The organism is Colwellia sp. BRX10-9 (assembly GCF_014077405.1).
GTDB lineage: Bacteria > Pseudomonadota > Gammaproteobacteria > Enterobacterales > Alteromonadaceae > Colwellia_A.
Genome location: NZ_JACGVV010000037.1, coordinates 1 through 25,841, shown reverse-complemented (window position 1 = coordinate 25,841; position 25,841 = coordinate 1). Strand labels below are relative to the sequence as shown.

21 protein-coding genes and 1 riboswitch are annotated in these 25,841 nt (G+C 37.4%); of the genes, 7 read left to right on the top strand and 14 right to left on the bottom strand.

Annotated features, from left to right (window positions below; genetic code table 11):
* Positions 1–45: 45 nt before the first annotated feature.
* A complete protein-coding gene (locus tag H4J69_RS16920; protein WP_070376065.1) occupies positions 46–252 on the bottom strand; it encodes a cold-shock protein in 207 nt (68 codons plus the stop codon).
* A 282-nt stretch (positions 253–534) separates the two neighbouring features.
* A complete protein-coding gene (locus H4J69_RS16915; protein ID WP_182215072.1) occupies positions 535–1,083 on the bottom strand; it encodes an RNA methyltransferase in 549 nt (182 codons plus the stop codon).
* 413 nt (positions 1,084–1,496) lie between these two features.
* On the opposite strand from H4J69_RS16915, the gene lepB reads away from it, so the two are divergent.
* On the top strand, positions 1,497–2,159 hold the full coding sequence (gene lepB, locus H4J69_RS16910; RefSeq protein WP_182215073.1) for a signal peptidase I: 663 nt from the start codon (positions 1,497–1,499) through the stop codon (positions 2,157–2,159).
* A gap of 298 nt (positions 2,160–2,457) precedes the next feature.
* Positions 2,458–3,228, top strand: coding sequence for a peptidylprolyl isomerase (locus tag H4J69_RS16905; protein WP_182244889.1), 771 nt, complete (start codon positions 2,458–2,460; stop codon positions 3,226–3,228).
* Here H4J69_RS16905 and arfB read toward each other — a convergent pair whose 3' ends face one another.
* A complete protein-coding gene (gene arfB, locus H4J69_RS16900; RefSeq protein ID WP_070376061.1) occupies positions 3,229–3,642 on the bottom strand; it encodes an alternative ribosome rescue aminoacyl-tRNA hydrolase ArfB in 414 nt (137 codons plus the stop codon).
* A gap of 123 nt (positions 3,643–3,765) precedes the next feature.
* A complete protein-coding gene (gene hpf / locus H4J69_RS16895; protein ID WP_070376060.1) occupies positions 3,766–4,122 on the bottom strand; it encodes a ribosome hibernation-promoting factor, HPF/YfiA family in 357 nt (118 codons plus the stop codon).
* A 313-nt stretch (positions 4,123–4,435) separates the two neighbouring features.
* On the opposite strand from hpf, the gene H4J69_RS16890 reads away from it, so the two are divergent.
* The gene (locus tag H4J69_RS16890) at positions 4,436–5,539 is read left to right on the top strand and encodes a 1-acyl-sn-glycerol-3-phosphate acyltransferase (RefSeq protein ID WP_182215079.1); all 1,104 of its coding nucleotides are present in this window, start codon (positions 4,436–4,438) and stop codon (positions 5,537–5,539) included.
* A 67-nt stretch (positions 5,540–5,606) separates the two neighbouring features.
* Here the strand turns inward: H4J69_RS16890 and H4J69_RS16885 are convergent, their stop codons facing one another.
* Both H4J69_RS16885 and H4J69_RS16880 read right to left on the bottom strand, forming a co-directional pair.
* On the bottom strand, positions 5,607–7,004 hold the full coding sequence (locus H4J69_RS16885) for a hypothetical protein (RefSeq protein WP_182222057.1): 1,398 nt from the start codon (positions 7,002–7,004) through the stop codon (positions 5,607–5,609).
* A gap of 181 nt (positions 7,005–7,185) precedes the next feature.
* Positions 7,186–8,625: a hypothetical protein gene (locus tag H4J69_RS16880; RefSeq protein WP_220467902.1), complete on the bottom strand. Its 1,440-nt coding sequence runs from the start codon at positions 8,623–8,625 to the stop codon at positions 7,186–7,188.
* A gap of 466 nt (positions 8,626–9,091) precedes the next feature.
* On the opposite strand from H4J69_RS16880, the gene pepN reads away from it, so the two are divergent.
* Positions 9,092–11,794 carry an aminopeptidase N gene (pepN, locus tag H4J69_RS16875; protein WP_182244891.1) on the top strand — a complete coding sequence of 901 codons (2,703 nt, stop codon included), beginning with the start codon at positions 9,092–9,094 and terminating at the stop codon, positions 11,792–11,794.
* A gap of 76 nt (positions 11,795–11,870) precedes the next feature.
* Here pepN and kdsB read toward each other — a convergent pair whose 3' ends face one another.
* The 5 genes from kdsB to H4J69_RS16850 all read right to left on the bottom strand — a co-directional run bounded on the left by kdsB (position 11,871) and on the right by H4J69_RS16850 (position 18,299).
* Positions 11,871–12,650 carry a 3-deoxy-manno-octulosonate cytidylyltransferase gene (gene kdsB / locus H4J69_RS16870; protein WP_182222055.1) on the bottom strand — a complete coding sequence of 260 codons (780 nt, stop codon included), beginning with the start codon at positions 12,648–12,650 and terminating at the stop codon, positions 11,871–11,873.
* 22 nt (positions 12,651–12,672) lie between these two features.
* The gene (locus H4J69_RS16865) at positions 12,673–12,852 is read right to left on the bottom strand and encodes a Trm112 family protein (protein WP_070376055.1); all 180 of its coding nucleotides are present in this window, start codon (positions 12,850–12,852) and stop codon (positions 12,673–12,675) included.
* Between the two features lie 33 nt (positions 12,853–12,885).
* Complete coding sequence (gene lpxK / locus H4J69_RS16860; RefSeq protein ID WP_182222054.1) at positions 12,886–13,974, bottom strand: tetraacyldisaccharide 4'-kinase; 1,089 nt, start codon at positions 13,972–13,974, stop codon at positions 12,886–12,888.
* A 21-nt stretch (positions 13,975–13,995) separates the two neighbouring features.
* Positions 13,996–15,756 carry a lipid A export permease/ATP-binding protein MsbA gene (gene msbA / locus H4J69_RS16855; RefSeq protein ID WP_182215087.1) on the bottom strand — a complete coding sequence of 587 codons (1,761 nt, stop codon included), beginning with the start codon at positions 15,754–15,756 and terminating at the stop codon, positions 13,996–13,998.
* Positions 15,757–15,848: 92 nt separating this feature from the next.
* A complete protein-coding gene (locus H4J69_RS16850) occupies positions 15,849–18,299 on the bottom strand; it encodes a DNA internalization-related competence protein ComEC/Rec2 (protein ID WP_182222053.1) in 2,451 nt (816 codons plus the stop codon).
* 61 nt (positions 18,300–18,360) lie between these two features.
* Between H4J69_RS16850 and H4J69_RS16845 the strand changes: the two genes are divergently transcribed.
* A complete protein-coding gene (locus H4J69_RS16845) occupies positions 18,361–18,873 on the top strand; it encodes a DUF2062 domain-containing protein (protein ID WP_182222052.1) in 513 nt (170 codons plus the stop codon).
* 71 nt (positions 18,874–18,944) lie between these two features.
* On the opposite strand, the gene lolE is transcribed toward H4J69_RS16845, so the two are convergent.
* The 3 genes from lolE to H4J69_RS16830 are packed head-to-tail and all read right to left on the bottom strand — an operon-like array spanning position 18,945 to position 22,158.
* The gene (gene lolE / locus H4J69_RS16840) at positions 18,945–20,234 is read right to left on the bottom strand and encodes a lipoprotein-releasing ABC transporter permease subunit LolE (protein ID WP_182244892.1); all 1,290 of its coding nucleotides are present in this window, start codon (positions 20,232–20,234) and stop codon (positions 18,945–18,947) included.
* Between the two features lie 9 nt (positions 20,235–20,243).
* Entirely contained in the window at positions 20,244–20,927 is a 684-nt protein-coding gene (gene lolD / locus H4J69_RS16835) for a lipoprotein-releasing ABC transporter ATP-binding protein LolD (RefSeq protein WP_182215095.1), read from the bottom strand.
* On the bottom strand, positions 20,920–22,158 hold the full coding sequence (locus H4J69_RS16830; RefSeq protein WP_182222050.1) for a lipoprotein-releasing ABC transporter permease subunit: 1,239 nt from the start codon (positions 22,156–22,158) through the stop codon (positions 20,920–20,922). The genes lolD and H4J69_RS16830 overlap by 8 nt, the downstream gene beginning before the upstream one ends.
* Before the next feature lie 330 nt (positions 22,159–22,488).
* On the opposite strand from H4J69_RS16830, the gene H4J69_RS16825 reads away from it, so the two are divergent.
* Complete coding sequence (locus tag H4J69_RS16825) at positions 22,489–24,561, top strand: M13 family metallopeptidase (protein WP_182222049.1); 2,073 nt, start codon at positions 22,489–22,491, stop codon at positions 24,559–24,561.
* A gap of 152 nt (positions 24,562–24,713) precedes the next feature.
* Positions 24,714–24,858, top strand: a riboswitch (cobalamin riboswitch).
* 122 nt (positions 24,859–24,980) lie between these two features.
* Positions 24,981–25,586 carry a cob(I)yrinic acid a,c-diamide adenosyltransferase gene (gene cobO, locus H4J69_RS16820; RefSeq protein WP_070376046.1) on the top strand — a complete coding sequence of 202 codons (606 nt, stop codon included), beginning with the start codon at positions 24,981–24,983 and terminating at the stop codon, positions 25,584–25,586.
* Positions 25,587–25,841 lie beyond the last annotated feature (255 nt).

The window sequence follows — 25,841 nt, the reverse complement described above, 5'->3', positions numbered from 1 at the left end:
CAATTTATTTGTATGAGGTAACCTAAGTTAGCTCAAGATACAAAATTAAAGAGCTTGAATGTTCTCAGCTTGAGGACCTTTCTGACCTTGAGTTACAGTAAACTGTACTTTTTGGCCTTCAGCTAGAGTTTTGAAACCGTCGCCAGAGATTGCAGAAAAATGTGCGAAAACGTCAGGACCAGATTCTTGCTCGATGAAACCAAAACCTTTAGACTCGTTGAACCATTTTACTGTACCAGTAGTTGTAGACATAATAGTATCCTATTTGTTTAATATAATTAATCTTAATTTTGTTTTAGCCATTAAATAAATTTAATTCACTAAAACGATGATGCTGAGAGTGTTGCTATGACTTATTAAACAGGACGAGCTACTAACATAACTTCGAAACTTGGTACATAAATATAGGTAGTACTTTCTAGCTGCGTGCATTGTATATCGTTGACAGAAAGAGTCAAGTTTTTTATCGACTTTATTAATTCTTTTGTTTGTTTTATGAACAAACCGTTAGGTTAACACTATTAACAAGCCATTTTACTGTTTCACTTTTACCGTGTTATTTGTATCTCTACTTTTTCGGATAAGTTCATCGTCACCAATAGCTATTGCAGACTTTGCTAAGCGGTCATAAAGTAAAACATTTACTGTAGCTGCCAAGTTCATACAACCATTCGTTGGAATATATACCACAGCATCAGCTTTATCGATAACAGCCTGACTAATAGTGCCATCTTCAGGGCCAAACACATACATAGCATTTTTAGGGTGAATGAAGGCCGGCAATGGCACCGCTCCTTCAATTAAATCAACACATATTAGCTTGCTCCCTTCGGGTAAACTTTCCACCAAAGATTCAACACCAATTAAAGGTATTTTTTTACTGGCACTTTGTGTGTCGGTATGAAATTTCGCAGCTCTTGCATACCTAACACCACTGTAGAGTACGCTATCAACTTGATAACATCCTGCTGCGCGCATTACAGCACCAACATTACTTGGGCTTTTAGGATCGGTTAAACCTAAGGTTATCTCAGCTGATTCAGCGTTTTTATGTTTTAACGGTACTTTTATCTTTTTAGTCATTAATATAATCGTTTTGGTTAGTTACTTTACAAATACAGGTAAATTCTACAGGAATTCTCCTTAGCTTTAATAAAAAATTCAAGTAAATAATAATTTTTTATTTGTTCTCAAGTTAACGTTTGATTTTATCTAGTCTACCTTAGCGATCCATAGTTTAAGCTCGAAACCTATAGTGATATGAACACTAAATAAGTTTCACACTAGCAAGTGAAGTGACCAACGAAGTTTACTTTTTAAAAGTTATACAAAGCTATTATTAACGCATTATTCATGAGCTCTTTCCTTGTTAAACAGTAAAGTTGTCATAATCCGTTACATTTCATAAGCAACAAATCAAAAAATAATGGTCATAATAAACTAAGATTTTCTGTTAATAACTATACCTGTGTCATCAATATTTAAAAGGAAATAAAATGAAAAATAGTCTCAAGAAACTATGGAAAGAAAATAAGTTATTATTTATTTTTATTGGTTTAATGTTAGTTTTTCGTAGCGCTGTCGCTGACTGGAGTGACGTACCTACAGGTTCGATGAAACCAACAATTGTTGAAGGCGATAGAATTTTTATTAATAAAATGGCTTATGATATTCGCTTACCCTTCACTCATATTTCTCTTGTTACACTTTCCGAACCACAAACCAATGACATCATTATTTTTGATTCAGTGGTCTCAGATAAACGTTTAGTAAAACGTGTAATTGGTGTTCCAGGTGATACAGTTACTATGAGAAACAATAAATTAATTATAAACAACCAAGTGATTAGCTACAAAAAAGAATCAACAACAAACCTGCCATCGAACAATTACCACGACAAGATTGAGACGATCAATGGCCAGCCACATTTTATTCGAACCAGTAAGTTGGCGTCACAATTGGATAACTTCAACCAAGTTATAGTGCCTACTGGTCAGTATCTAGTTCTGGGCGACAACCGAGATAATAGTGCAGATTCACGGGTAATTGGCTTAGTGCCAAGGAAGGAAATTGTTGGCAAATCTAGTCAAGTAGCTTTTTCTCTAGATTACAATAATAACTTTTTACCACGCACTAATCGTTTTTTTCATTCACTTTAAATGTTTGTTAACTACTGGTACTTTTTGCTCAGATTTTAAATCACATTAGGTAAATTCAGACGACTTTTTTTATTTTAATCTCAAATATACTGGGATTTATTTAACGTATGTCGTTAATAACGATATACGTTATCAGCTCTCACCGCTTTTATAGCCTCATTGATATGCTGAAAAAAAACGCTACAACCACAAACTCAAATTTACAGGTAAGAAAAGCTCTTGTTGTTTTAGACTAATACTTTTAGTATCTCTAGCATTGTATTCAACTATTATTATCCCTAATAAATTTAAGGTTACTATGTATCAAACTTCTCCTAAATCACTCGTACTAACGGGTGCATTTTCTATTGCGACACTATTATCAGTATCGAGTAATGCGACAATTGTTGAATTTGAAACTTCTCAAGGGAATTTCAAAATTAACTTACACGATCAAACCACGCCTAAAACAGTAGAAAATTTTTTAAAGTACATTAATGACGGGGATTTCAACAATACTGTTGTTCATCGTTTAGTGCCTAACTTTATTATGCAAGCGGGAGGCTTTGAATTTAACGGAAACTTTCCATTAACGGCCATTGATGTTGATAGTTCTGTAAAAAATGAGCCATTGTATTCAAATGTTAGAGCAACTGTCGCGATGGCAAAAGTAGCAAACAGTCCCAATAGTGCAACCAGTCAGTGGTTTATTAATTATAAAGATAATAGCGCTATTTTAGATAGACAAAATGGTGGTTTTACGGTGTTTGGTGAAGTGATTGAAGGTATGGATAATATCGATAAAATAGCTCAGTTACCCATTTGTCAAAGTATACCAATGCCAGACTATACCGACGAGCAATGTGCTAATAGTAATTTTGTACCTGCAAATGAAAATTTTGTAACTATTCGTACTGTTACCATTTCAAATAGTTCAACCACAACGGCTGAAAGCCTATCTCCGGTAAAAAATACGCTGATTAATCAGGAGAGCAGTTCAAGTGATAGTAGCGGTGGCGGTGGCTTATCCTACTTTGCATTACTGGCATTATCTTTAGTCGGCTTACGACGTAAAATGAAAATATCTTAACTAGTCAGTGACCTTGCCGCGGAGTGCTTTTACATTGCCGCGGTGAGATTTACCCGCTAAGCGTCTTTTTTTGGAATTTTTTGATGGTTTAGTTTCTCTTCGAACCTTTTGAATAACCATTGCTGATTTAATCACTTCAACAACACGCTCAAGCGCAGATTCACGATTTTTCTCTTGTGTTCTATACTGTTGCGCCTTGAGAACTAAAATTCCCTCTTTAGTGATACGTTTATCTTTTAATGCTAATAAACGTTCTTTATAAAAATCAGGTAAAGACGATGCCTTAATATCAAAGCGTAAATGAATCGCTGATGATACTTTATTGACATTTTGTCCTCCCGCCCCTTGTGCACGAATAGCGGTTAACTCGAGTTCATTTTGATCTAACCAGACATTATTTGAAAGGGCCAACATATTTTACTTCTACTACCTTATTTATTCACACGTTAAGTATACCATTCATAATGATAATAATAAGCTAGAAACTAAAACGGGAGCAATAGCTCCCGTAAACATTTAAGTATAACTACTTTGAAATTAGTTCAAATTCATTTCTTGAACTTTCTCATGGGCAATTTCAGGCGTAACTGAAACAGGCTTACTGTGTAAATTTGCTTTTAATTGGCCTTTTCTATGTTTAAGTGCGGCATCAAGCTTTTTGGCTACACTAGCAATTGCGGGAAACATGACATCGTCTTCTGCTGATACAGCAATACGACCACCTTCATAATTTGTTGTTATTTCTGCTCCATATTTTCCATGCTCTTTTGAAAGAATAATGTCTAATGAGATCAGCGTTGGAAAATGGTTAGAAATTTTTAAGAATTTTTCATCGATATGTTCTTTTACACCATCGGTAACATCTACGTGGTGACCTGAAAGATTTATTTTCATAGGTATTCCTTTTGTTTATTGCTCTATTTAAGACTTGAGGGTAAAGTCGAAAAACGCAAGGCCTTAGTATGAAAAAAATATAAATTAATTCATAAAAGAGCTTACACAATTAACTGTAGCAAAAATTATACATTTTATTTGGATTTTGCTTCATTTTTTATATTAATATTATTATTTACCCCTAAGCTAATGAAATTATATTATTTAAAAAAGTAAAGCATAAACAATAGGAGTCTTTTCATTTAAAAAGCGGTTATAATATCCGCCAATTTTTAAGTTAATTAATCGCTGTTAAGCAGTAAAGAGACCTTACATGTTTGATGATATTCGCCCTTATCGTGATGATGAGGTTGCAACTGTGATCCGAAAACTGATTAATGACCAAGGGCTACTTTCTTCTATTGCTAGTTTTAAAATGCCTCGACTGTACAAGCTTCTACCGGTAATTTGTCGCTCAGTGGTAAAATGGACGTTAAAGTTACGCGTGAGTAAGTTTCATAACATCGAAGACATTCAACGTGAAGTAGCAAAGTACTTGCATCACCTAGTAAAAAAAAGTACCGATGGTTTTACTTTTCATGGTTTAGAGAAAATTGATACAAGTAAACCTATGCTGTTTATCAGTAATCATAGAGACATAGTACTTGATGTCGCATTAATTAATTGGGCGTTGTACAACAGCGGCATTAATACCGTTGAGGCAGCAGTTGGCGACAACTTATTGCATCAACCTTGGGTTGCTGACTTAATGCGTATTAACAAAAGCTTCATTGTTAAACGCAGTGAAGAGTCAAAACGTGCCATGCTCAATGCGTCAAAGCAATTATCAGCCTATATTCACCATACAGTTTATGAGCGCCAACAAAACATCTGGATAGCGCAGCGAGAAGGTCGTGCTAAAGACGGGATAGACAAAACCAACTCGGCTTTAATTTCAATGTTATTACTAAACAAAGACAAGCAAACGCCGCTTGCAGACTATTTAAATGAAATTAATATTGTACCTGTTTCAATTTCGTATGAATTTGATCCCTGTGATAGAGATAAAGCCATCGAACTTGCAGAACGAGAAGCAACGGGGTGTTATAAAAAGAAAGAAAACGAAGACTTAAATAGTATTACACAAGGGTTAATGGGGAAAAAAGGTCGTGTTCATGTTGAGTTCTGCCACGCGATTAAAGGCGACTATGCCGATAGTAAAGCCGTTGCAAAAGCTATTGATAAAGAGATTATCAGTAACTATAAATTATATGACAGCAACTTAACGGCTTATGCCCAGCTTCACCAGCAAGATGACATTAAGCAAAGCGTAATGAATCAGTTAAATAGCAGGATGTCTGATTTAACTGAACAGCAGCAGCATTGGTTATTAACTATGTATGCAAATCCTGTTAGAGCGAAACAAGCAGTAGATTAATGGCTAAAAGTAACGTGTATTAATAAAAAACGGCGCTTTATAGCGCCGTTTTCATATAAAGATAACCTTATTTTTTTATTGATATGTGATAATTTTTTACATTATTAGCAAAAGAGTTATTATTTTCATTTTGATAATACAATAAATAATTTTCATATTTATCAGTATCTTCACTTTGTACCAAATCTGTACTGGTACCCAATACAAGGGTCTCATCATTAATAATACCTTCATAACCAGGTAAAGCTGTAGTTACGGGTAATTGACCAGTAATTCGCCCATAACTTGTCCATTTAGCTGGCATAGGTGTATTATTTTCGGGGTGGTAAGCTTGATAATTGACGGTAATTATAGCCAAAGGATAATTAGCAACATTACTGTAATCATAACTCCAGTCTGATTTGATTTCTGAGAAATAAATATCATCAACATCTGGTTTTTTCGTTGCAGCCGCTAAGGCAAAACTAGTGTTAAAAGCTGAAGAAATAACTTGGTGCTGGCTCGATATTTTTATTTGACCAAAGGCAGAATCAGTTTCAGATAAAATAACCTCAGCATTTGATTGATAAACAGTTTCTGAAACATAAAGATGGCTATTAAATAAATCAACTGAGTTATCATCTTCAAGAACTCTTGTTGCAAAATGCGCCTGCCCTAAAAATAACTGTTGTGTTGTAAAAGGCTGATGATTTTTATTTAAGCCAATTTGTTCAATAGCGGCGAAAGCTGAAAGTTGCCATACAGCTTGATTGTCGCTATTAACGGCTGTTTGACTAAAATCATCAATAAAGCCAGCAGCACCCAGAACGTTACTGTTATTTCCAGTACCAACAAGCGAGAAAGAATGTAGTGGCCAAGCGCCATCAATTGCTCGGCAAGCTTCAACATTAATAAAGTTAGTGCGTTGTGAGTCTACAGCTTCAGTGCTGGTAAATGTTGCTGAGCTGGTTACTTGGGTAATATCAGAGATAGGGGTATGTGACACTTCAACATTTCGAGTGATACATTCACAATTAGCATCAACAACTTTACTGATATGTTCTGCCTGATAAATGGCGGGCGTTGTTGCTTTTACCTGATGAAAGCTAACAAAATCTAAACCTTCCACTTTTCCTTCTTGCTGAGTTTTAGCAACAAGTGTGTAATTGATGAGTTCATTGTCTGATAAAAAACTAAAAAGTCCATCATCGTTTGGCTGTAACTTTGTAACAACACTCCAATCATTATTTTGAATAAACAACTCAACATCAACAAACGGTAGTTTTTCGCCACATTTATTGGTCAGTGTAGACGTTAATGAAAAAGCATAACTTTTTGGCGCTGTTGGGGTCGTATTATCGCTGCCACCACCTCCTCCACATGCTTGTATACCCAAAAAGATAGGCAGTAATAAAAGTGTTTTTTTATAATTGTTTAACAATGAGTTTATTGGGCGGTTTTGTAGCTGAAATAATTTTAATAGCATATCAAGAATTCTTCCTAAGTTTAGCGATCCATTACAGTAATTATAAAGTAATCACCACTAAGACTTAAAGCACTAATATCATCGAGTCTTGTATTCATTATAAAAAATGATATTTTAGCTTTATATAAAGAAAAAAGATCAGCAAATGCTGATCTTTTGATATTGAAATTAAGTGTTAAGTTTATTTTTGCTGATAGAAAGCCGACATAGCTTTATATAATGAATATAAGTCAACTTTTGAACCTACCGCATAAGGAGAGTGAATTGACAAAATGGGTACACCAAAATCAATTACTTCCATATTGTCATTAGACAAATCGCTACCAATAGTTCCGCCAGAAGCTTTACCTTTATAAGTCGATGTTTGCCATTTGATTTTATTATTATCTAAGTAATTACGCGTCCATGCCATGTACTCTGAGTTAGCATTAAAACCACCACCGTAAAGTTTCAAGTTAATACCGTTACCTAAACGTGGCGCATTGCCTAATTCCCAAACACCAGCCCAGTTAGGATTAACACCCGGGTTAACATCCGCTGAAATAACTTTGGTATTACGCAAAACTTTACGTAACTGGTAATCGTTATAATCGTCACCCATTTGGTTGTATAACAAGCCACTTAACATATCAACAAGATAAGTTGAGCTTGCCCCGGTATTATTAATATTGCCCACTTCTTCGTTATCCACTAAAAAGGCAACTGAGGTATACTCTGGAATTTTCTGTTCAAAGATGGCAGTAACAGCGGCAATAGAGCTTGCCTTATCATCTTGGCCATAAGCAGCGATCATGCTGCGATCAAAGCCAACATCGCGAGGCTTAGTTGCTGGTACTAAGGCTAATTCAGCAGACACTAAATCTTCGATTGAAATGTCATACTCTGTTTTTAAGAAATCGGTAATTAATTCTTTTATTGATTTATCTAAGTCAGGCTTAGCTGCGATAATAACATCAAGTTCTTCTTTCTTGATCACATCACGACTTTTACGATCCCTGTTTGGATGATCAACATGCGGGGCTAAATCAGGTACCATAAAAATAGGATCGTTTTCATCAAAGCCAACAGAGATATTAACAACTGTCCCGTCTTTTTTGTCAACGCGGCCAACCAGCGCTAAAGGGATATTGACCCATTGATAGGTTTTAATACCACCATGAACATAAGTCTGCAGCATAGCAAACTTCTCTTTTTCATAAAGCGGTCGTCCTTTAAGTTCTAGGCGAGGTGAATCAATATGAGCGCCAACAATACGAGTACCTTGCTCAAGGCCTTTTTTACCAATAACAATTAATGAAATAGTACGGTCACGATTGACGTCATAAAAACGAGCACCTGGCTTTAAGTTACTTTTGTCAGACAAACGCTTAAAACCTTGTTTCTCAGCACGTTTTATAGTTTCTGTAACAAAGGTCAATTCTGTTGGTGTTTGATAAATAAAAGTTTTGTAATCGGTCGCATATTTTTCAACGGCAACTAACTCACTTTCAGATAAATTTAGCCAGGTTGATGATGAAACTTTCTTTGCTTGATCTTTTTCAGCGGTATCTGCATAACTATGACCAGAAAGGGCCATAGTACTTATTATTGCGATGCTTGTTAGGGTTCTTTTTATGTTCATTATTATTTCTTTTGATTAATGGCTCCTGATTATAATAAAGAGAAGTAACGTCCCCTTACAAGGTTTATTCGTTTGAACAGATAGAAAATAAGATGAACGTCGGCATTTTAATCTCCTTATTACAATAAATGCTCATCGCGTTGATCAATATTACTCAGCACAATTAACTTTTGACATAAAGCAGCAAACAAAAACAATAAAAAGTGAATAACAAACAACACTTATTTGACATGAATAAATACTAAGAAAATACTAATACCACTCTGTTTTAATTAAAAAAGTAGATAAAAATAAGTTGATAAAAAGCAAGCCTTGTTAAAAATCAGTTGAAATTCGATCAACTCCATTATTTACGCGATGACTGAAGTAAATTTCCCCCGCTTATATGATATAAATACTGAGGTATTTACAATGAAAAGTGTTTCCACTAGGAAATCTTAAAAATAATAAAGTAGGATCTGGGTAAATGACATTAAATAAATCTCAAATAGCTAAGGCGCTGTCCATTGCTATTATTGGCTCAAGTGTTGCACTGATGGGCTGTGAAAAAGCAGACACAGCAAGCGACTCAGCAGTCGCTGAAACCGTACAACAACAAACAAGTTTATTACGCACTCAAAGTGAATCACTTGAAGCAGTTTATGCTGAGATGCGTGCTAAACAAGTCAGCAACGTTAGCTATAAGTTAAGTGTGACGATTGATAATAAAAGCGAAAGTTTTTCTGGCTCTACCGAATTACTCTTTGACTTAGTAGAGAACAATCAAAATGATTTAACCATAGATTTTGATGAAGGTACTATAAAGTCATTAAAAGTTAATGGCAAAGTAGTTAAGTTTAGCTATGAAAAATGGTTTATCACTATTCCTGCTAGCGAGTTAACTGCGGGTAAGCAAAGTATTACTATAGATTACCAGCGTCCTTACTCTACTGACGGCTCTGGTTTCCATCGTTTTGTTGACCCTAAAAATGGTGAAGTTTACTTATACACCGATTTTGAACCTTATGACGCGAACCGATTATTTCCTCACTTTGATCAACCTGATTTAAAAGCCAGCTACGAAATACAAGTGACCGCTCCCGCTCATTGGCAAATAATTAGCGCCACTCGCGAAACAACTATTAGCGAAAACGGTGATAACAAAGTATGGTCATTTCCTGCTTCAGCAAGATTCTCTTCTTATGTTTTCTCTCTTCATGCAGGTAATTACTCTGTATGGGAAGATGATTTTGAAGGGATGAAATTGCGTTTATTTGCTCGTCAAAGTTTAGCCGAATACGTTAAAACTGACGAATGGTTTATTCCAACCAAACAAAGTTTTGCCTTCTTCAATAAGTACTTCGATGTGCAATACCCTTTTGGCAAATATGACCAAATTGTCGCACCTGACTTTAATGCCGGTGCTATGGAAAACGTTGCTGCGGTTACATTCAATGAAGGCTATATTGCACGTGGAGAGAAATCAACCAGTGCTCGTATGAGTCTTGCTAATGTTATTGCTCATGAAATGGCACACATGTGGTTTGGTGATTTAGTCACCATGCGCTGGTGGAACGGCTTATGGTTAAATGAAAGTTTTGCTACTTATATGGCCAACTTAGCTATTGCAGAAGCCAGCGACTTTGAGAACAACTGGGATGTATTCTACTCTGGTACTAAACAATGGGCTTACCGCACTGATGACTCAGTGAACACTCATGCGATAGAACTACCGGTTGCTTCTACGGGTGTTGCTTTATCAAATTTTGACGGTATTACCTACGGTAAAGGCGCATCAGTATTAAAGCAGTTGCCTTATTATTTAGGTGAAGAGAATTTCCGTATTGGTGTCAGCAATTACTTGAAAAAGTTTTCTTACCAAAATACTGATTTAGAAGATTTTATCGGTGAATTAGGCAAAGCTGCAGGTAAAGATATGACCCAGTGGACACAAGACTGGTTATATAATGCAGGCTTAAACACCATCAAAGTTAATTACCAATGTAGTGACGGTAAGATTAGCGCGTTTGCAATAAACCAAACAGCACCAGAAGGTTACCCAACATTACGTGAACAACGTGTTCAAATAGGTTTATACAATGTTAGTGCTGATGGTAATGCGATGAACTTAACCTCTGCAACACCTATTATGTATAAAGGTGCGACCACTGAGATTAAGGCCGTGATAGGTCAAGCATGTCCTGATTTGGTTTATCCAAACGAAGCCGATTGGGGTTACGTAAAAGTAGATCTTGATGAAAAGTCATTGGCATCGGCACAACAACACATTAATGCGATTGATAACCCCACTATGCGCTTAATGCTATGGCAGAGTTTGTCTGACAGCGTCAACGATGCAAATTTAGCCGCTGACCAGTTGGTAACGTTTGCCATGGCTAATATTGAAGGTGAAAGCGATTATAACGTATCACGTAAAATTGCGAGTACGTTAACCTCGGCTTTAGGCTTCCTAACTGTTGCAACACGTTTAGAGCAAAAAGATTATACAGCGCTTTATATGGACGTTGAAAACTTATACTTACGTTTATTAGAAAATGCCGAAGCGGGTTCAGACTTCCAAAAACTTTGGTATGGCCGTTATGTTGGTGTAACGAAAACAACTAAGCATTTAAATCACTTACAAAACATTTTGAACGGTGAAAAAAGTTTTGATGGTATTACCATAGATCAAGACAAGCGCTGGACATTAATTGCTAAAATGAACCGTTACCAACATGGTAATTACCAAGCATTATTGAGCACTGAAGCCAAAAAAGACATTACCGATTCAGGTGTTAAAAGTGCTATTTATGCAGAAGTTATTCGACCTGAGGCTGAAGTTAAAGAAAAATGGTTTAACATCGTTATTAATAACCCTGACAAACTAAAACTTTCTACCCTTCGTTATATTATGTGGGGTTTATTCCCTGGTGAGCAACAAGCTTTAGAAGCGCCTTATAAAGCTAAAATTCTCGCACACATTCCTAAATTAAATGAAGGAAGTGATTTAGGTTTATTAGAATCTTTTGCCGGTAGCATGTTGCCGACACAATGTAATGCAGTCAGTGAAGCAGAATTAGCGCAACTGATTAAAGACTACAGTGGTATGAAGCCACAAGTGTTAAAGACAGTCAAAGCTAGCCATCAACAAATTGGTCGCTGTGTTAAAGCGCTTGAACTATTAAAATAATATTTCGTTAGCGTAATAAAAAGGCCTTATGTGAAAACATAAGGCCTTTTTTTATTCTATTTAATTTTATAAAAAATTAAAGCGTTAAAGCGTAAGCTCTAGCTTTTTCTAGGTCTTCTGGCGTATCAACCCCTTCAACCGCTAAACGAGTTTCTGCTACCGCAACATGAATTTTTTCACCTTGCCATAATACGCGCAGTTGTTCTAAAGACTCAATTTGCTCTAATTGACTGGCCGGCCATTGCACGTAATCTTTAATGAACCCAGCGCGATAGGCGTAGATACCAATATGGCGTAAGTAAAAATCGCCAATAGCGGCGGGACTTTCCTCATTAAGAAAGCGATCTCGGTCATAAGGGATCGTCGAACGGCTAAAGTACATCGCATAACCGTGTTTATCTGTTAACACTTTAACCGCGTTAGGATTAAAAGCCTCTTCAACGTCATGGATATGCACAGCAAGTGTCGCCATTCTAGCTTGTTGTTGGTTTGTTCTTTGCTGGTCTGCTAAATTTCTGGCAACTTGAGCAATATTTTCAGCGGGAATAAAAGGCTCATCCCCCTGAACATTAACGATAACCTGATCATCGTCAAAGTTATAAATGTTCATCACTTCGGCTAGACGTTCGGTACCCGATTGATGATCGGCACGAGTTTTACAAACCTCGCCACCAAATGCTAATACCGCTTCTTCAACCTGCTTATTATCAGTGGCGACAATCACTTGGCTAGCACCGCTTTGCTGGGCTTTTTCAACAACCCATTGGATCATCGGCTTACCATTAATATCGGCTAACACTTTTCCCGGTAAACGAGACGACTCAAACCGAGCAGGTATTACAACAATAAAAGACATTTAATTCTCCAAATATATTTAATTAGTCATTTTCAGTAATACGGCGCGCTTCACTTTCTAACAAGACCGGAATACCTTTTTCAATAGCGTAAGCAAGGCGGTCGAATCTACAGATCAATTCTTGTTGTTCTTTATTGTAATCAAGTTTGCCCTTGCATGCTGGACAAGCTAATATTTCCATTAGTTTTACGTCAAATGCCATGTTTATTCTCTTATTTATCAGTTTATTTATTAGTTAACTTAGCGTGAATCTAGCCTTAATACGGCTCAGTTTATCTGCTTTTACTTTGTCAAATAGCGCATCTAAAAATGGCGTTATTTGTTTATTTTCAATATGGGCATCAACCGGTAAATACCACCAGTTATTTTTAGCAAAAGACGTACATTTTACCGCGTCTTTTTCTGTCATCAAAAGTGGAATATCGTCAGAAAAACTGACAAATTGTGCTTCATTATAATGCTGATGATCTTTGAAACCTACCGATGCTTCAAGACTAAAACCACTATCAACTAAGGTTTTAAAAAAACGGCTAGGGTCACCAATACCGGCGATAGCATTGATACACTTAGTTTGACTTTCGTTATCATTAAACTGTTGATAAAAATCAGTTAATGATAGTTCCTGCTTGGTTTTAACATTGACCACCATTTTTGCCATTAAAGTCATTGTTATTTGTGGTATACCGACTGGATAGACTTTATTATCGGTTGGCGTTGCGCCATTAAAGATAAGCGCGTCGACTGTTTTTAAACGCCATAAACCTTCACGTAATGGCCCTGCGGGTAATAACAAGCCATTTCCAAACACGCGTTTACCGTCAATAACAATAAGCTCAAAATCTCGTTCTAAGCGATAGTGTTGTAAACCATCATCAGCAATAATAACGTCGCAGCCTTGCTGCATTAACAACCTGGCACTCGCCACTCGATCGCCGCCAACCACAACAGGAATACCATGGCGTTGATAAATTAATAAAGGCTCATCGCCTGTTTCAGCTGCGCTACTGCTTGCATTGAGTAAATAGGGATAGTGCGGTGCTTGTCCGCCATAACCTCGACTAATAACGCCAACTTTCATGTTTTGTGCTAAGCATTGCTTAATTAAGTACAAAACCACCGGTGTTTTTCCGTTACCACCAATACCAATATTACCCACCACCACAACAGGGATGTCGATACCAAAAGATTTAAAAAAATACAGTTGATAGCATTTTCTTCGTAACGCGGATAGCAACCAAAAAATAACGGTTAACGGTAACAAGAACGGCACGAGCAGCCATTTTGCTGGGTGTTGAAAAAACCAAACCTTTTCAATTAAGCGCATAGCAAAATCTCAACCGTCATTTTATTCGCTAAATTGAAAGTTGTGTAATTTTGCATAAGCACCTTCTTTTGCTAATAATGTTTGATGATCGCCCTGTTCAAGAATTTTCCCTTGTTCCATAACGATAATTTTATCGGCATTTTCAATGGTAGACAAGCGATGAGCAATAACAATACAGGTACGATCTTTTTGTAAAACTTGCAAAGCATCTTGAATATGACGTTCTGACTCGGTATCTAATGCACTGGTTGCTTCATCAAGAATTAAAAAAGGTGCATCACACAATAATGCTCGAGCGATAGCAACACGTTGGCGTTGTCCACCAGAAAGTAAAGCACCATTATCACCAATATTAGTATCTATTCCATCAACCATATTTTCTGCAAACTCAAGCACATGAGCACTTTTAGCCGCAGCTAAAACTTCGTCACGACTGGCGCTGGGTTTACCATAGGCAATATTATTAGCGATAGAGTCATTGAATAACACCACTTGCTGAGAAACATAAGCAAACTGAGCACGTAAGTCTTTCAACTTGTATGAGGTAATGTCTTTTCCATCAATTAATACTTTACCCGCTGTTGCATCATAGAAGCGCAGTAAAATTGCACTGGCGGTTGATTTACCACTCCCCGAGCGACCAACCAAAGCTACTGTTTCTCCAGCATTCGCGGTAAAGCTTAGTTGAGTAAGCGCTAATTTTTCGTCGTTAGTATAAGAAAAATCAACTTGTTCAAAAGCAAGTGTTCCTTTGGCTTTCTCAAGTGATTGTTGACCCGTGTCTTTTTCATTTTCTTGGTCAAGCACTGCAAAAATACTGACACAAGCCGCCATACCATTTTGAAAGTCACTGTTAACCGTAGTTAGTAACTTTAAAGGTCTCAGTAGCATAGTCATACAAGTAATCACCGTTATGAAAATCCCTGGCGTTAAGCTTGCTTTCATACTTTCTAAATTGGCAACGTAAAGTACAAACGCTAACGCAAAAGAAGCGATAATTTGTATTAAGGGTACGCTGAAAGATTTTGTGGCCACCATTTTCATGCGCTGTTGGCGATTATGTTTATTTATCTGACCAAAACGTTCGAATTCACGTTCTTGCCCGCCAAAGGTTAAGACAACCTTATGAGCGTTAAAGGTCTGCTCGGCAGCAGAAGTGACTTCTCCCATCGCATTTTGAATTTTTTTACTAACTTGGCGAAAACGTTTCGAAACCACAGTAACAATAATAGCGATGATAGGAGTTATAAGGAGGAATATTGCTGATAACTGCCAACTGTTGTAAAACATAACCGCGAGAAAGCCAATCACCATAGCACCTTGTTGTACTAAGGTAAGCAACGCTTTACTGGTTGCATTAAGAACTTGCTCGGTATCAAAGGTCAGTTTAGAGATTAACGTTCCAGTAGACTCTTTATCATGAAAAGTCACCGGTAGCGCCATAATGTGTTCGAATAAATTTTGTCTTAAATCGGTAACGACATTATTACCCACCCAAGCTAAACAATAATTACCAAAAAAATGGCAGATACCTCGGATAATAAAACAAACAATAACAAAAAGTGGGGCCCACTTCATAAAGTTAGGATTAGCATCAGTTAAACCATCATCGATTAATGGCTGTAACTGCGAGAAAAATAAAGTGTCGATACCGGCATAGCCAAGCATCCCTAATATAGCGATGACAAACCCTGCTTTGTAAGGTTTGGCATAACTCATTAAGCGTTTAAAATTTTGCCACGTTGTGGCTTGTGCGGCTACTTTGCTTTTACTTGCTAACATTCAGTCTCTCTGTGACTTCGCGATTAATTATTCATATCCAAGCCATTTTAGCGTTATTTCTTAGTTGCAACCAACTAATAATATTTACAACGTTAATTAGCAAACCAATATGGCTTGATATGCAGACGATAAGATTGAATTTCAAGGGCTTGTTCGGTAATGTTTATGCGGATCATTCCATGCTCAGCAGTTGCATACGGCGTTACATTAAGCTGATGATAACGTTTAAGTACCGCTTTATTAGGCATCTTCCATCGATTCATAAAACCCGCACTAAAGATAACGGCCTCGGGTGAAACCGCTTTAATAAAACGCGTACTTGATGAGGTTTTAGAGCCATGGTGCGGCGCAACAATAACATCAGCTTTTAACTGATTAGCGATTTCAGTATTAGCGACCAGTATTTTTTCAACTTTATGAGGAATATCACCCGTTAATAGCACCTTATATTTACCATCAGAAATATGGATCACGCACGAATTATCATTTTCTTTATCTTCAAGAACCACCGGCCACAACACAGAAAAAGTGAGACCTTGCCAAGTAAAGTCATCGCCTTGTTTACAACTGTACATGTTAACAAAACTATACCTGCCAACATCTTCTACCGGTTGATTATATTTGATGTGCTTAACGATAATTTTATTTAGCGCCATTTTTTTATCGATAAAAGCCAAGCCACCAGCATGGTCGTTATCTGCATGACTTAACAGTAAATAGTCAAGAGTGGTCAAACCTTGATACTGTAAATAAGGAAAAACCACACTTTCTGCCAAGTTAAATCCACTGGGGTAACTTGCCCCAGTATCGTATAAAATAGCCTGCCCATGCCTTTCAATAACAACCGCTAACCCTTGCCCAACATCAAGGACATTTACTTGCCAATCATCATTTTTTTGTTGGTCATTAAAAAACATATAACTGAATAAAAAAGTGAGTAATAGCGCAACAGCCAGTACTTTTTTGGGTAAGGCTAAAAAATAACTGATGAAGCATAAACCGCTGATTATCAAAATAATCATTAATGTCTGATGGCTAACGTCGATAAACAGCCATTGTTGGCTCGATAAGTAACTTAGCCACTGCCAAATAAACGTTAATGATATTAACGATAACTCAAGAAAAAACATAGCCAGCGTTTCACTAAAAGGCATAGCAACCACAGCCAATAAACATAACGGAATAGCGGTAAAGCTCATCCAAGGCACGGCAATAATATTAGCAAGTAATGCAGAAAGAGGCAGTTGATGATTCAATAAAGCCGCCACGGGCAACATAAATAATGTTAAGCCTAGCTGGATAATAATTAGAGAGTGGAGCCAGGCTTTTATTTTGTCAACTTGACCATCACCTGATGTTAAGAGTAACTTTCGACATCGCCAGATAACCAATAATATCAGTGATACCGCATAAACGCTTAGCCAAAAACTGACACTAAATAGACTAAAGGGTGATATTAATATAATGCAAACGATACTCAGTAATAACCAACGTATTATTGTTAATTTAACCCCCACGAGCTTAGCGCAAATAAATATTTGCATCATGATCAAGGCACGTAATGTGGGTAAAGAAAAGCCGGCCAGATAAGCATAAAATAGTGCGACTAAGCTACTAAAAGCGAAAGCCACGATACGGCTGTTCTTTTTTACCAACCATAACTTGCCTTTTTGAGTTAACAGTACGTAAAACGGACTATAGCGAAAAAACATCAACATGAATCCAAAAGCACCACTGGCAATTAAGCCTAAGTGTAAGCCAGAAATAGCCATTAAATGCTGTGTTCCTGTTGCTTGTAAAACTTGCCATTGCTCAGCCGTAATTTTGCCACGCTCGCCAAAGGTAAGAGCAAAAATAAAATGGTGCAGCTCGTTTGTTAAAGTCAATGAGTCCATTAATTCATTGAGTTGTAAGTACAATTTTTGACGATAACTAGGCTGCGCTGCTATTAATTTATTTTTTGCTGAATGTTTTACATAGCCAGTAGCATGGAGTTCCTTTTGTCTTAACCATGTTTGATAGCTAAAACCGCCAATATTTGCAAAACCATGGGCAGGTTTTACTCGCACCGTAAGTTGCCATTTCTGGCCTTGGTTAATCTTAGTAACTTTTTTTAAGTGATCCGGTTTAACAGACTTATGATCCCAACGCAGACGAATATTTATCTTTGATTGAAGTTTTTGTTGATTGACTTCTTCAACAACAAAATTAAAACGTGATACTTGTTTAACCCTTTCATCCTTGTTTGTTTTACGCGTTAATGACTTTGGAATATTAGCAACAACACCTCTTACCGTTAAGGTTGTACCGAAAAAATCATCTGTAATTAGGCTATTAACTTGCCATATATTTTGATAAACGAAGCCAGCATAGAGTAACCAAGCACAGCCAAAAAAGAGCCCACTATAACTCCGTAACCTTTTGATGAGACAAAAAATGACAGCAAAACAAAAACAAATATAAACTTGCGAAATGTCTGGTACTATCGGTAAGAATAGTGACAAAATAGCACCGATAAAAAATGTAAATAGCCACCGTTCCATAGTGATTAATTTCCGTATCTGTCTAATCGATAAATAAAGCCTAGATAATATAAGTAAGTATATGCCTAAAAAACTCTTCAAGCGTTATATGCCGGATCACAACACCATAAAAAATAATAAACATTTAAAAATTTTTGGTGCGTCATTGCATAACCCCAACTTATGGCATTTAAACCGTAATTCTGTCGCAAAAGCTTTTGCCGTAGGTTTATTTTTTGCCTTTATCCCGGTACCTTTTCAAATGGTTTTAGCTGCTGGTGTTGCTATTATAGTACATTCGAATTTGCCACTTTCTGTTGCACTCGTTTGGATAACTAATCCGCTCACAATACCCGCAATTTTTTATGGCTGTTATATGGTTGGCATCTGGCTACTAGGCCGATCTGAAAAAGAATTTGTATTTGAAGCGAATTGGCAATGGCTGGTTGATAGTTTATCAACTATTGGACCAGCATTTTTACTTGGCTGTGGCGTGCTAGCGGTACTTTTCTCGCTAATAGGTTATTTTGCCATACATGGCCTATGGCGATATTCTGTTATCAAACAATGGAATAAACGTAAAAGTAGAAAGTAGAAAGTAAAAATCTGCTCTAGTCTCGCGTTGGTGATAAAAATCATCTGTTAATAATGTAAAAGCGAAACCCGCTACATTTGTCCTAACACCTGCGCTGGCTCAACATTAGTTGCTTGCCATGCGGGGTAAATAGTCGCCAGTAAACTCATCAGTAAAGCCGTAAAAACAGTGATTACAACATCAGTTTGGCTTAAGTGAGTGGGAAGAAAGTCGATAAAATAGATATCACCTGATAACACTTTTACGTTAAGAAGTGTTTCTACTGCAGTAACAATATCAGTTAAATTTAATGAGATAACAATACCTAACACTGTCCCCACTAGACAACCCACGACTCCATTAACCAGTCCTTGAAACATAAAGGTCATCATTATAACGCTCGCCGGTGCTCCCATAGTTTTTAAAATAGCGATATCACCTTTTTTCTCATTGACTGCCATAATAAGCGTTGAAACAATATTAAAACTTGCTACCGCTATGACTAATATTAAGACAATAAACATCACTAATCGTACAAGTTGTATATCATTAAAAATATGGCCGTGACTTCGTGTCCAATCATAAATGGCAACATAAGTATCATCAAAGCTATAAGCAACATCACGTGTTACCTGGGGCGCTTGAAAAACATCAGCTACTTTTATGCGAATTCCCTGAACTTGCCCCTTCGCGAGATTAACCATTTTTTCGGCATGCTCAAGTGAAAGATATACAGAGTTTTCGTCAATCGTACCGCCAAATTTAAAAATGCCAACAACTTTTACTTGGTGCTTAACCGGCACAGGAAATTTAGCACTCACTTGCTGGTTATTTTTTTGGGCAATAACACTCGATAGTAACAATTGTAGTGAGTCGCCTAATTCAAGTTGTAATTTTTTTGCAACTCCCGAACCGATAACAACACCAACCGTAGGGTTTTCGGTATTTTCATTATCAACGATCGCTTGCCAGCTGCCGGCAATCATATAATCGGCAATGGTAGAAACTTGCTGTTCTAACTTTACATCGACACCACGCACAGCAACGGCTTTGAGTTCACTGCCATGTTGCATCATACCGGTAAGTTTAATCACAGGTGCAGCGGCTATCACTTGTGGATGTTGTTGTGCTTTCGCCACGTGTTTTTGCCAGTTATCTATCGGCGTATTAATAGCAATTAGCTCACCGTGAGGAATAACCGACAGCAAATGTTGCGCTAATGCTCGCTCGAAACCGTTCATTGCTGAGAGCACTATAATCAATACCATTACACCAAGCGCAATACCGATAGTGGAAGATGCTGAAATAAACGAAGAGAAGCCATTACCGTTTCGGCTACGCACATAACGTAAACCTAAAAATAAACTTAATGATTTGGTCATTTAAAAGCCTTAACTTTCAAGGGGCGCTAACCGGCCGTGCGATAAACGTAGTTGACGATCCATTCTGGCAGCAAGTATTAAGTCATGGGTAACAATAACAAAACTGGTGTTTACCGTTTTATTAAGGTCACGTAATAACTGATATATTTGCTCTGCGGTATCAAAGTCTAAATTACCTGTTGGTTCATCAGCTAATATTAATGAAGGTTTAGTCACTAATGCCCGAGCAATAGCGACACGTTGACGCTCACCACCAGAAAGCGCGGAGGGCCGGTGCTCAAAGCGGTGACTTAACCCAACCTGTGTGAGCATTTCTTGTGCGGCAGCTAGGGCCGATTTAGGTGAATCCCCGCGAATCAGTAAAGGCATTGCCACGTTTTCTTGTGCTGAAAACTCCATCATTAAATGATGGAATTGATAAATAAAACCAATATGTTTATTGCGAAATTTAGCACGTTGCTTGTCAGATAACTGGTGGATATCAACACCGCTAATAAAGACCTGCCCTGAAGATGGAGAATCGAGTGCTCCAGCTATATGTAAAAAAGTACTTTTACCACAACCAGAGCTGCCCACTATAGCAACAAGTTCACCCGCATCTACTGACAAATCAAGCCCGTCTAAGACTTTGGTTTCAATGCTACCTTGATAATATGACTTTGATAATTGCTGACAAAGTAAACCTTTACTCATTTCGTAAAACCTCGGCAGGCTCTGTTAAAGAAGCCTGATAAGCGGGATATAATGTAGCAATAAAACTCATCGCTAACGCTGATAAAACAATACTAAACACATTGTTCACTGATAGTTCGACGGGCAAAGACTGCCCTGCTCCCAATAAATTAACACCGAGAAGGGTAAATATAGTGTTTAAATTTAAGGTTAGTATGGCGCCAACCACAGTACCGATAGTGACGCCCCAAAAACCATTAACTAAACCTTGAGTAATAAATATTTTTACCACGCCAAGACGATCTAGCCCAAGTGTTTGTAAAATACTAATTTCACCCTTTTTTTCGATAACAACCATCACTAAAGCGGAAACAATATTAAACGCGGCAACGGCAATAATTAAGCTCAACATCAACCACATCATATTTTTCTCCATGCGCACAGCAGAAAATAAAGCGCCTTGAGTATCGCGCCATGTCGTAAAATCATACTGTGGATATTGTTGTTTTAAACGTTTGACCACTTGCTCAGCAGCAAAAGCATCATCAAGATACAAACGAAGTTTTTCAACGCCATCACCTCTTTGTCGATGAAGTTTTGCGCCATCTTTACTGTGAATATAGACCAGTCCTTCATCAACTTGTGAGCCAACACTAAAAATACCAGCGATGGTAAAAGTGCGTTGCACCGGAATTCTCCCCATTGGGGTAAATACGGTTTTATTAGGCAGTGTTAAACGTATTTTATCACCCAAATCGACATCAAGTTGCCTTGCTAACGACTGTCCGATAACAATGGCAAAGCTCTGTGTCGATAGATTATCTAAATGTCCTGATACCATAGAGTTGTTAACAATATTGTGCTGCTCGAATTCAGGCATGATTCCTTGAATGAGTACACCGCGTAATGCGCCAGAATTAGCTTGTATGAGTGCTTCACTTTCCAACAAAGGAGTAACTTCTTTAACTTTAGGCGTAAGTAATAATTGTTCACGTAGGATTTGCCATGTAGGTAAAGCATTGTTTTTGTTTTGCTGAGGTTGATTGGCGACGACAATATGGGGAACTAGACCCAATATTCTCCGTTTTTGTTCACCTTCTAAACCGTCCATAACGGAAACAACGGTGATCAATGATGCGACACCCAGGACGATACCGACAATGGAGAAAAAAGTGATAAAGGATACAAATCCAGAACTTTTACGGCTACGACTATAGCGTAGCCCAATGAAAAAACTGACGGGTTGAAACATTAATTAAACTTCATCTTATGTTATTCAGTAAGAGAACTATTACTCTATAAGTAGCCACAGCATAGCACAGTCAATGTTTTATTTGGCAGCAAAAAAGCCAACAATTAATATTGATAAAAATCAAAGTAAAAAATATTACGATTACTTTCAATTAGTTAAATAAAAAAATAAAAAAATCATCAGGCTTAATGTACAAAATAAAATACGGCACTGCTGATACATTATGTAAAAATTCATGTCCAAATCTAGTAAAAAGCCCTGTAACCCTTTAGTATCAATGCGTTTACCATTTTATAACCATATTCTTTACTTAATAATAATGAGATTACCATGAAAAAAATAATAACAGGTGCAGTCTGTTCTTCGTTATTGTTGCTTGCCGCTTGCAACGACAATCCAGAAAGCACTGAGACAACTAAGCAAGAAATGCCTATCATGCAAAAAACTGCATTAGCTTCAGGTATCGACAAAGCAACAATGGACTTATCCGTTCGTCCACAAGACAACTTTTATCGTTATGTAAACGGTGCTTGGTTGAACGCTAATGAAATCCCTGGAGATAAAACGTCAATTGGTGCCTTTTATGACTTACGTGACGAAGCTGATGACAATGTAAAAGTAATCATTGAAGAATTAGCAGCAACAGAAAATTTAAAAATGGGCAGCGACGAGCAAAAAGTAGCTGACTTATTCCGTTCATATATGAACATGGATGCACGTAATACTGCAGGTACGGCTCCTATCCAACCATTATTTGATAGCATCAATGGTTTAAAAGACAAGAATGAACTTGCGACATTTTTTGGTGAAAATCAAAAAAATGGTGTAGGTAGCCCATTAGCGTTTTATATCAGCGTTGACGGTAAAGACTCAACTCGCTATGCCACTCATATTTGGCAAACAGGTTTAGGCTTACCCGACAGAGATTACTACTTTGATGAAACCGAACGTTTTGCCGCATTACGTAAAGGTTATGTTGCTCATATTGAAAATATGTTCAACTTAGCTGGTTTGAAAAACGGTAAAGCTGCTGCGCAAACGGTCATGGCAATTGAAACTAAATTAGCAGGTTTTCATTGGACAAAAGTTGAAACTCGTGACAGCAGTAAAACTTACAATAAATTCGATGTCGCTGACTTAAACACAGTTACTGATGCATTTAACTGGAATGCTTACCTTGCTGCTCAAGGCGTATCAGCCCAAAAAGACATCATTATTAACCAACCTTCATTTGTTAAAGGTTTTGGCGAAATATTTGCAGCAACCTCATTAGCTGATTGGCAAACTTACTTAACTTTCCATACCTTAAGTAACTTTGCTGGTTCTTTAACCGCTGATTTAGATAATGAAAATTTTGACTTTTATTCTCAGCAGTTAAGAGGACAAAAAGAACAACGTCCAATGTGGAAGCGTGGTGTTGGCGTAGTTAACAGCAATTTAGGTGAGGTTATTGGTAAAGTTTATGTGAGCCGTCACTTTAAGCCTGAAGCTAAAACCCGAATGACACAACTTGTTGAAAACTTACGCGGAGCATATGGTGCAAGTATTGATGAACTAGAGTGGATGTCTGATTCAACTAAAAAAGCTGCCCATGTAAAACTAGCAAGCTTTGATCCTAAAATTGGTTACCCAAATAAGTGGGAAGATTACTCCGCACTTGTTATTAAAGGTGATGACTTAGTTGGCAATAAAATGCGTTCTGGTAGTGTTTCTCATCAAAAAGAAGTCGCTAAGTTAGGTGGTCCAATTGATAAGCAAGAATGGGGCATGACGCCGCAAACTGTTAATGCTTATTACAATCCAACTAAGAATGAAATTGTTTTCCCTGCAGCCATATTACAACCACCATTTTTCAACTTAGCCGCTGACGATGCGGTTAACTATGGCGGTATTGGCGCGGTTATCGGTCATGAAATGGGTCACGGATTTGACGACCAAGGGAGTAAGTATGATGGCGACGGTAACATGCGTAACTGGTGGACTGAAGCAGATTTAGCAGCCTTTAAAGTTCGCACCGATGACTTGGTAAAACAATACGATGGCTATTCAGTATTTGAAGACTTAAATGTAAACGGTTCTTTAACACTGGGCGAGAATATTGGTGATTTATCAGGGGTAACTATCGCGTATAAAGCTTATATTGCTTCATTAAATGGTAAAGAAGCACCGGTAATTGACGGACTAACTGGCGATCAACGTTTCTTCATGGGCTTTGCTCAAGTATGGCGTGGAAAAAAGGTTGAGAAATCATTACGTAATCAAGTAGCAACTGACCCTCATTCACCTGGTGAGTTCCGTGCATTAGGCTCTTTATCTAACATGCCTGAATTCTACAAAGCGTTTAACGTTAAAGAAGGTGATGCTATGTATATCGCCCCTGAGAAACGTGTAAAAATTTGGTAAGCCAATGGCTTAATTAAATAACGTTATTATTAGAAAAACACTAAAAAGCCAACAACTATTGTTGGCTTTTTTATTACTGAAAATACCCGGCCTTAGATTCTATTTATCAAAAACATAAAATCAATGATGTTTAATACCGCTAGATATTGTAAATAATTATAAATCTCGTAAACTAACGCAACGTAAATGTGTTTAGGGAATAAGGTGAGAAACCTTGACTGTTCCCGCAACTGTAAATTGTAGTGACTTAAGAGTTGCCAATGAGTCAGCATACCTATCCACAATAAAATCACCACCATTAACATCAATAAAATCGTGCGGGAATACACGGTAAATTGCTATTTTTTAAGGGCCCCCCTTAACGTTAGCCTTGCCTTTTCTCCTCTTTAAAAAAACTATAATTACCCATAGGAATACTCATGGTTGACGAAACACAAAAAAGTGAAAAACACCAAGCACGCATGCAAAAAGTAAAAGACAAAGTTGATGCAAGAGTTGATGCTGCCACTGATGAACGCGGTATATTAATTGTAATTACAGGTAACGGTAAGGGTAAGTCAACATCAGGATTTGGCACGCTAACTCGCGCAGTAGGACACGGTCTAAACGCAGCAGCCATTCAGTTTATAAAAGGCACTTGGGCTTGTGGCGAAAGAAATGTCCTAGAAAAGCTCGGCGTACCTTTTCACGTGATGGCAACAGGGTTTACTTGGAATACACAAGATAAATCAACCGATATTGCCGCTGCTCAACTTGTTTGGAAAGAAGCAAAGAAACTATTAGCTGACGAAACCGTTGATGTTGTGCTACTTGATGAACTGACTTACATGCTGTCGTTTAAATACCTTGATCTTGATGAAGTACTAGACGCCATCGCTAATCGCCCGCCGATGCAACATGTAATAGCCACAGGCCGTGGCGCACACCGTTCACTCTTAGAATTAGCTGATACAGTAAGTGAAGTGCAATCGATTAAACATGCTTTTGATAATAATATAAAAGCACAAAAAGGTATTGATTGGTAATAACTCAGCCATATTGATACCAACTACGTTATGTTGATACCAACTACGTCATGCTGATAACAACTACGTCATGTTGATAACAACTACGTCATGTTGATACCAACTACGTCATGCTGAATTTATTTCAGTATCAGCATGGCGAAATGACAACCTAAAATCGAGCTTTCATGTGTTACACGCATAATGTCTGAGATTGATCTCTTCAGATCACTTTTACTACAAAGACGACATATCTTAATTTTAATAAGTAGTCCG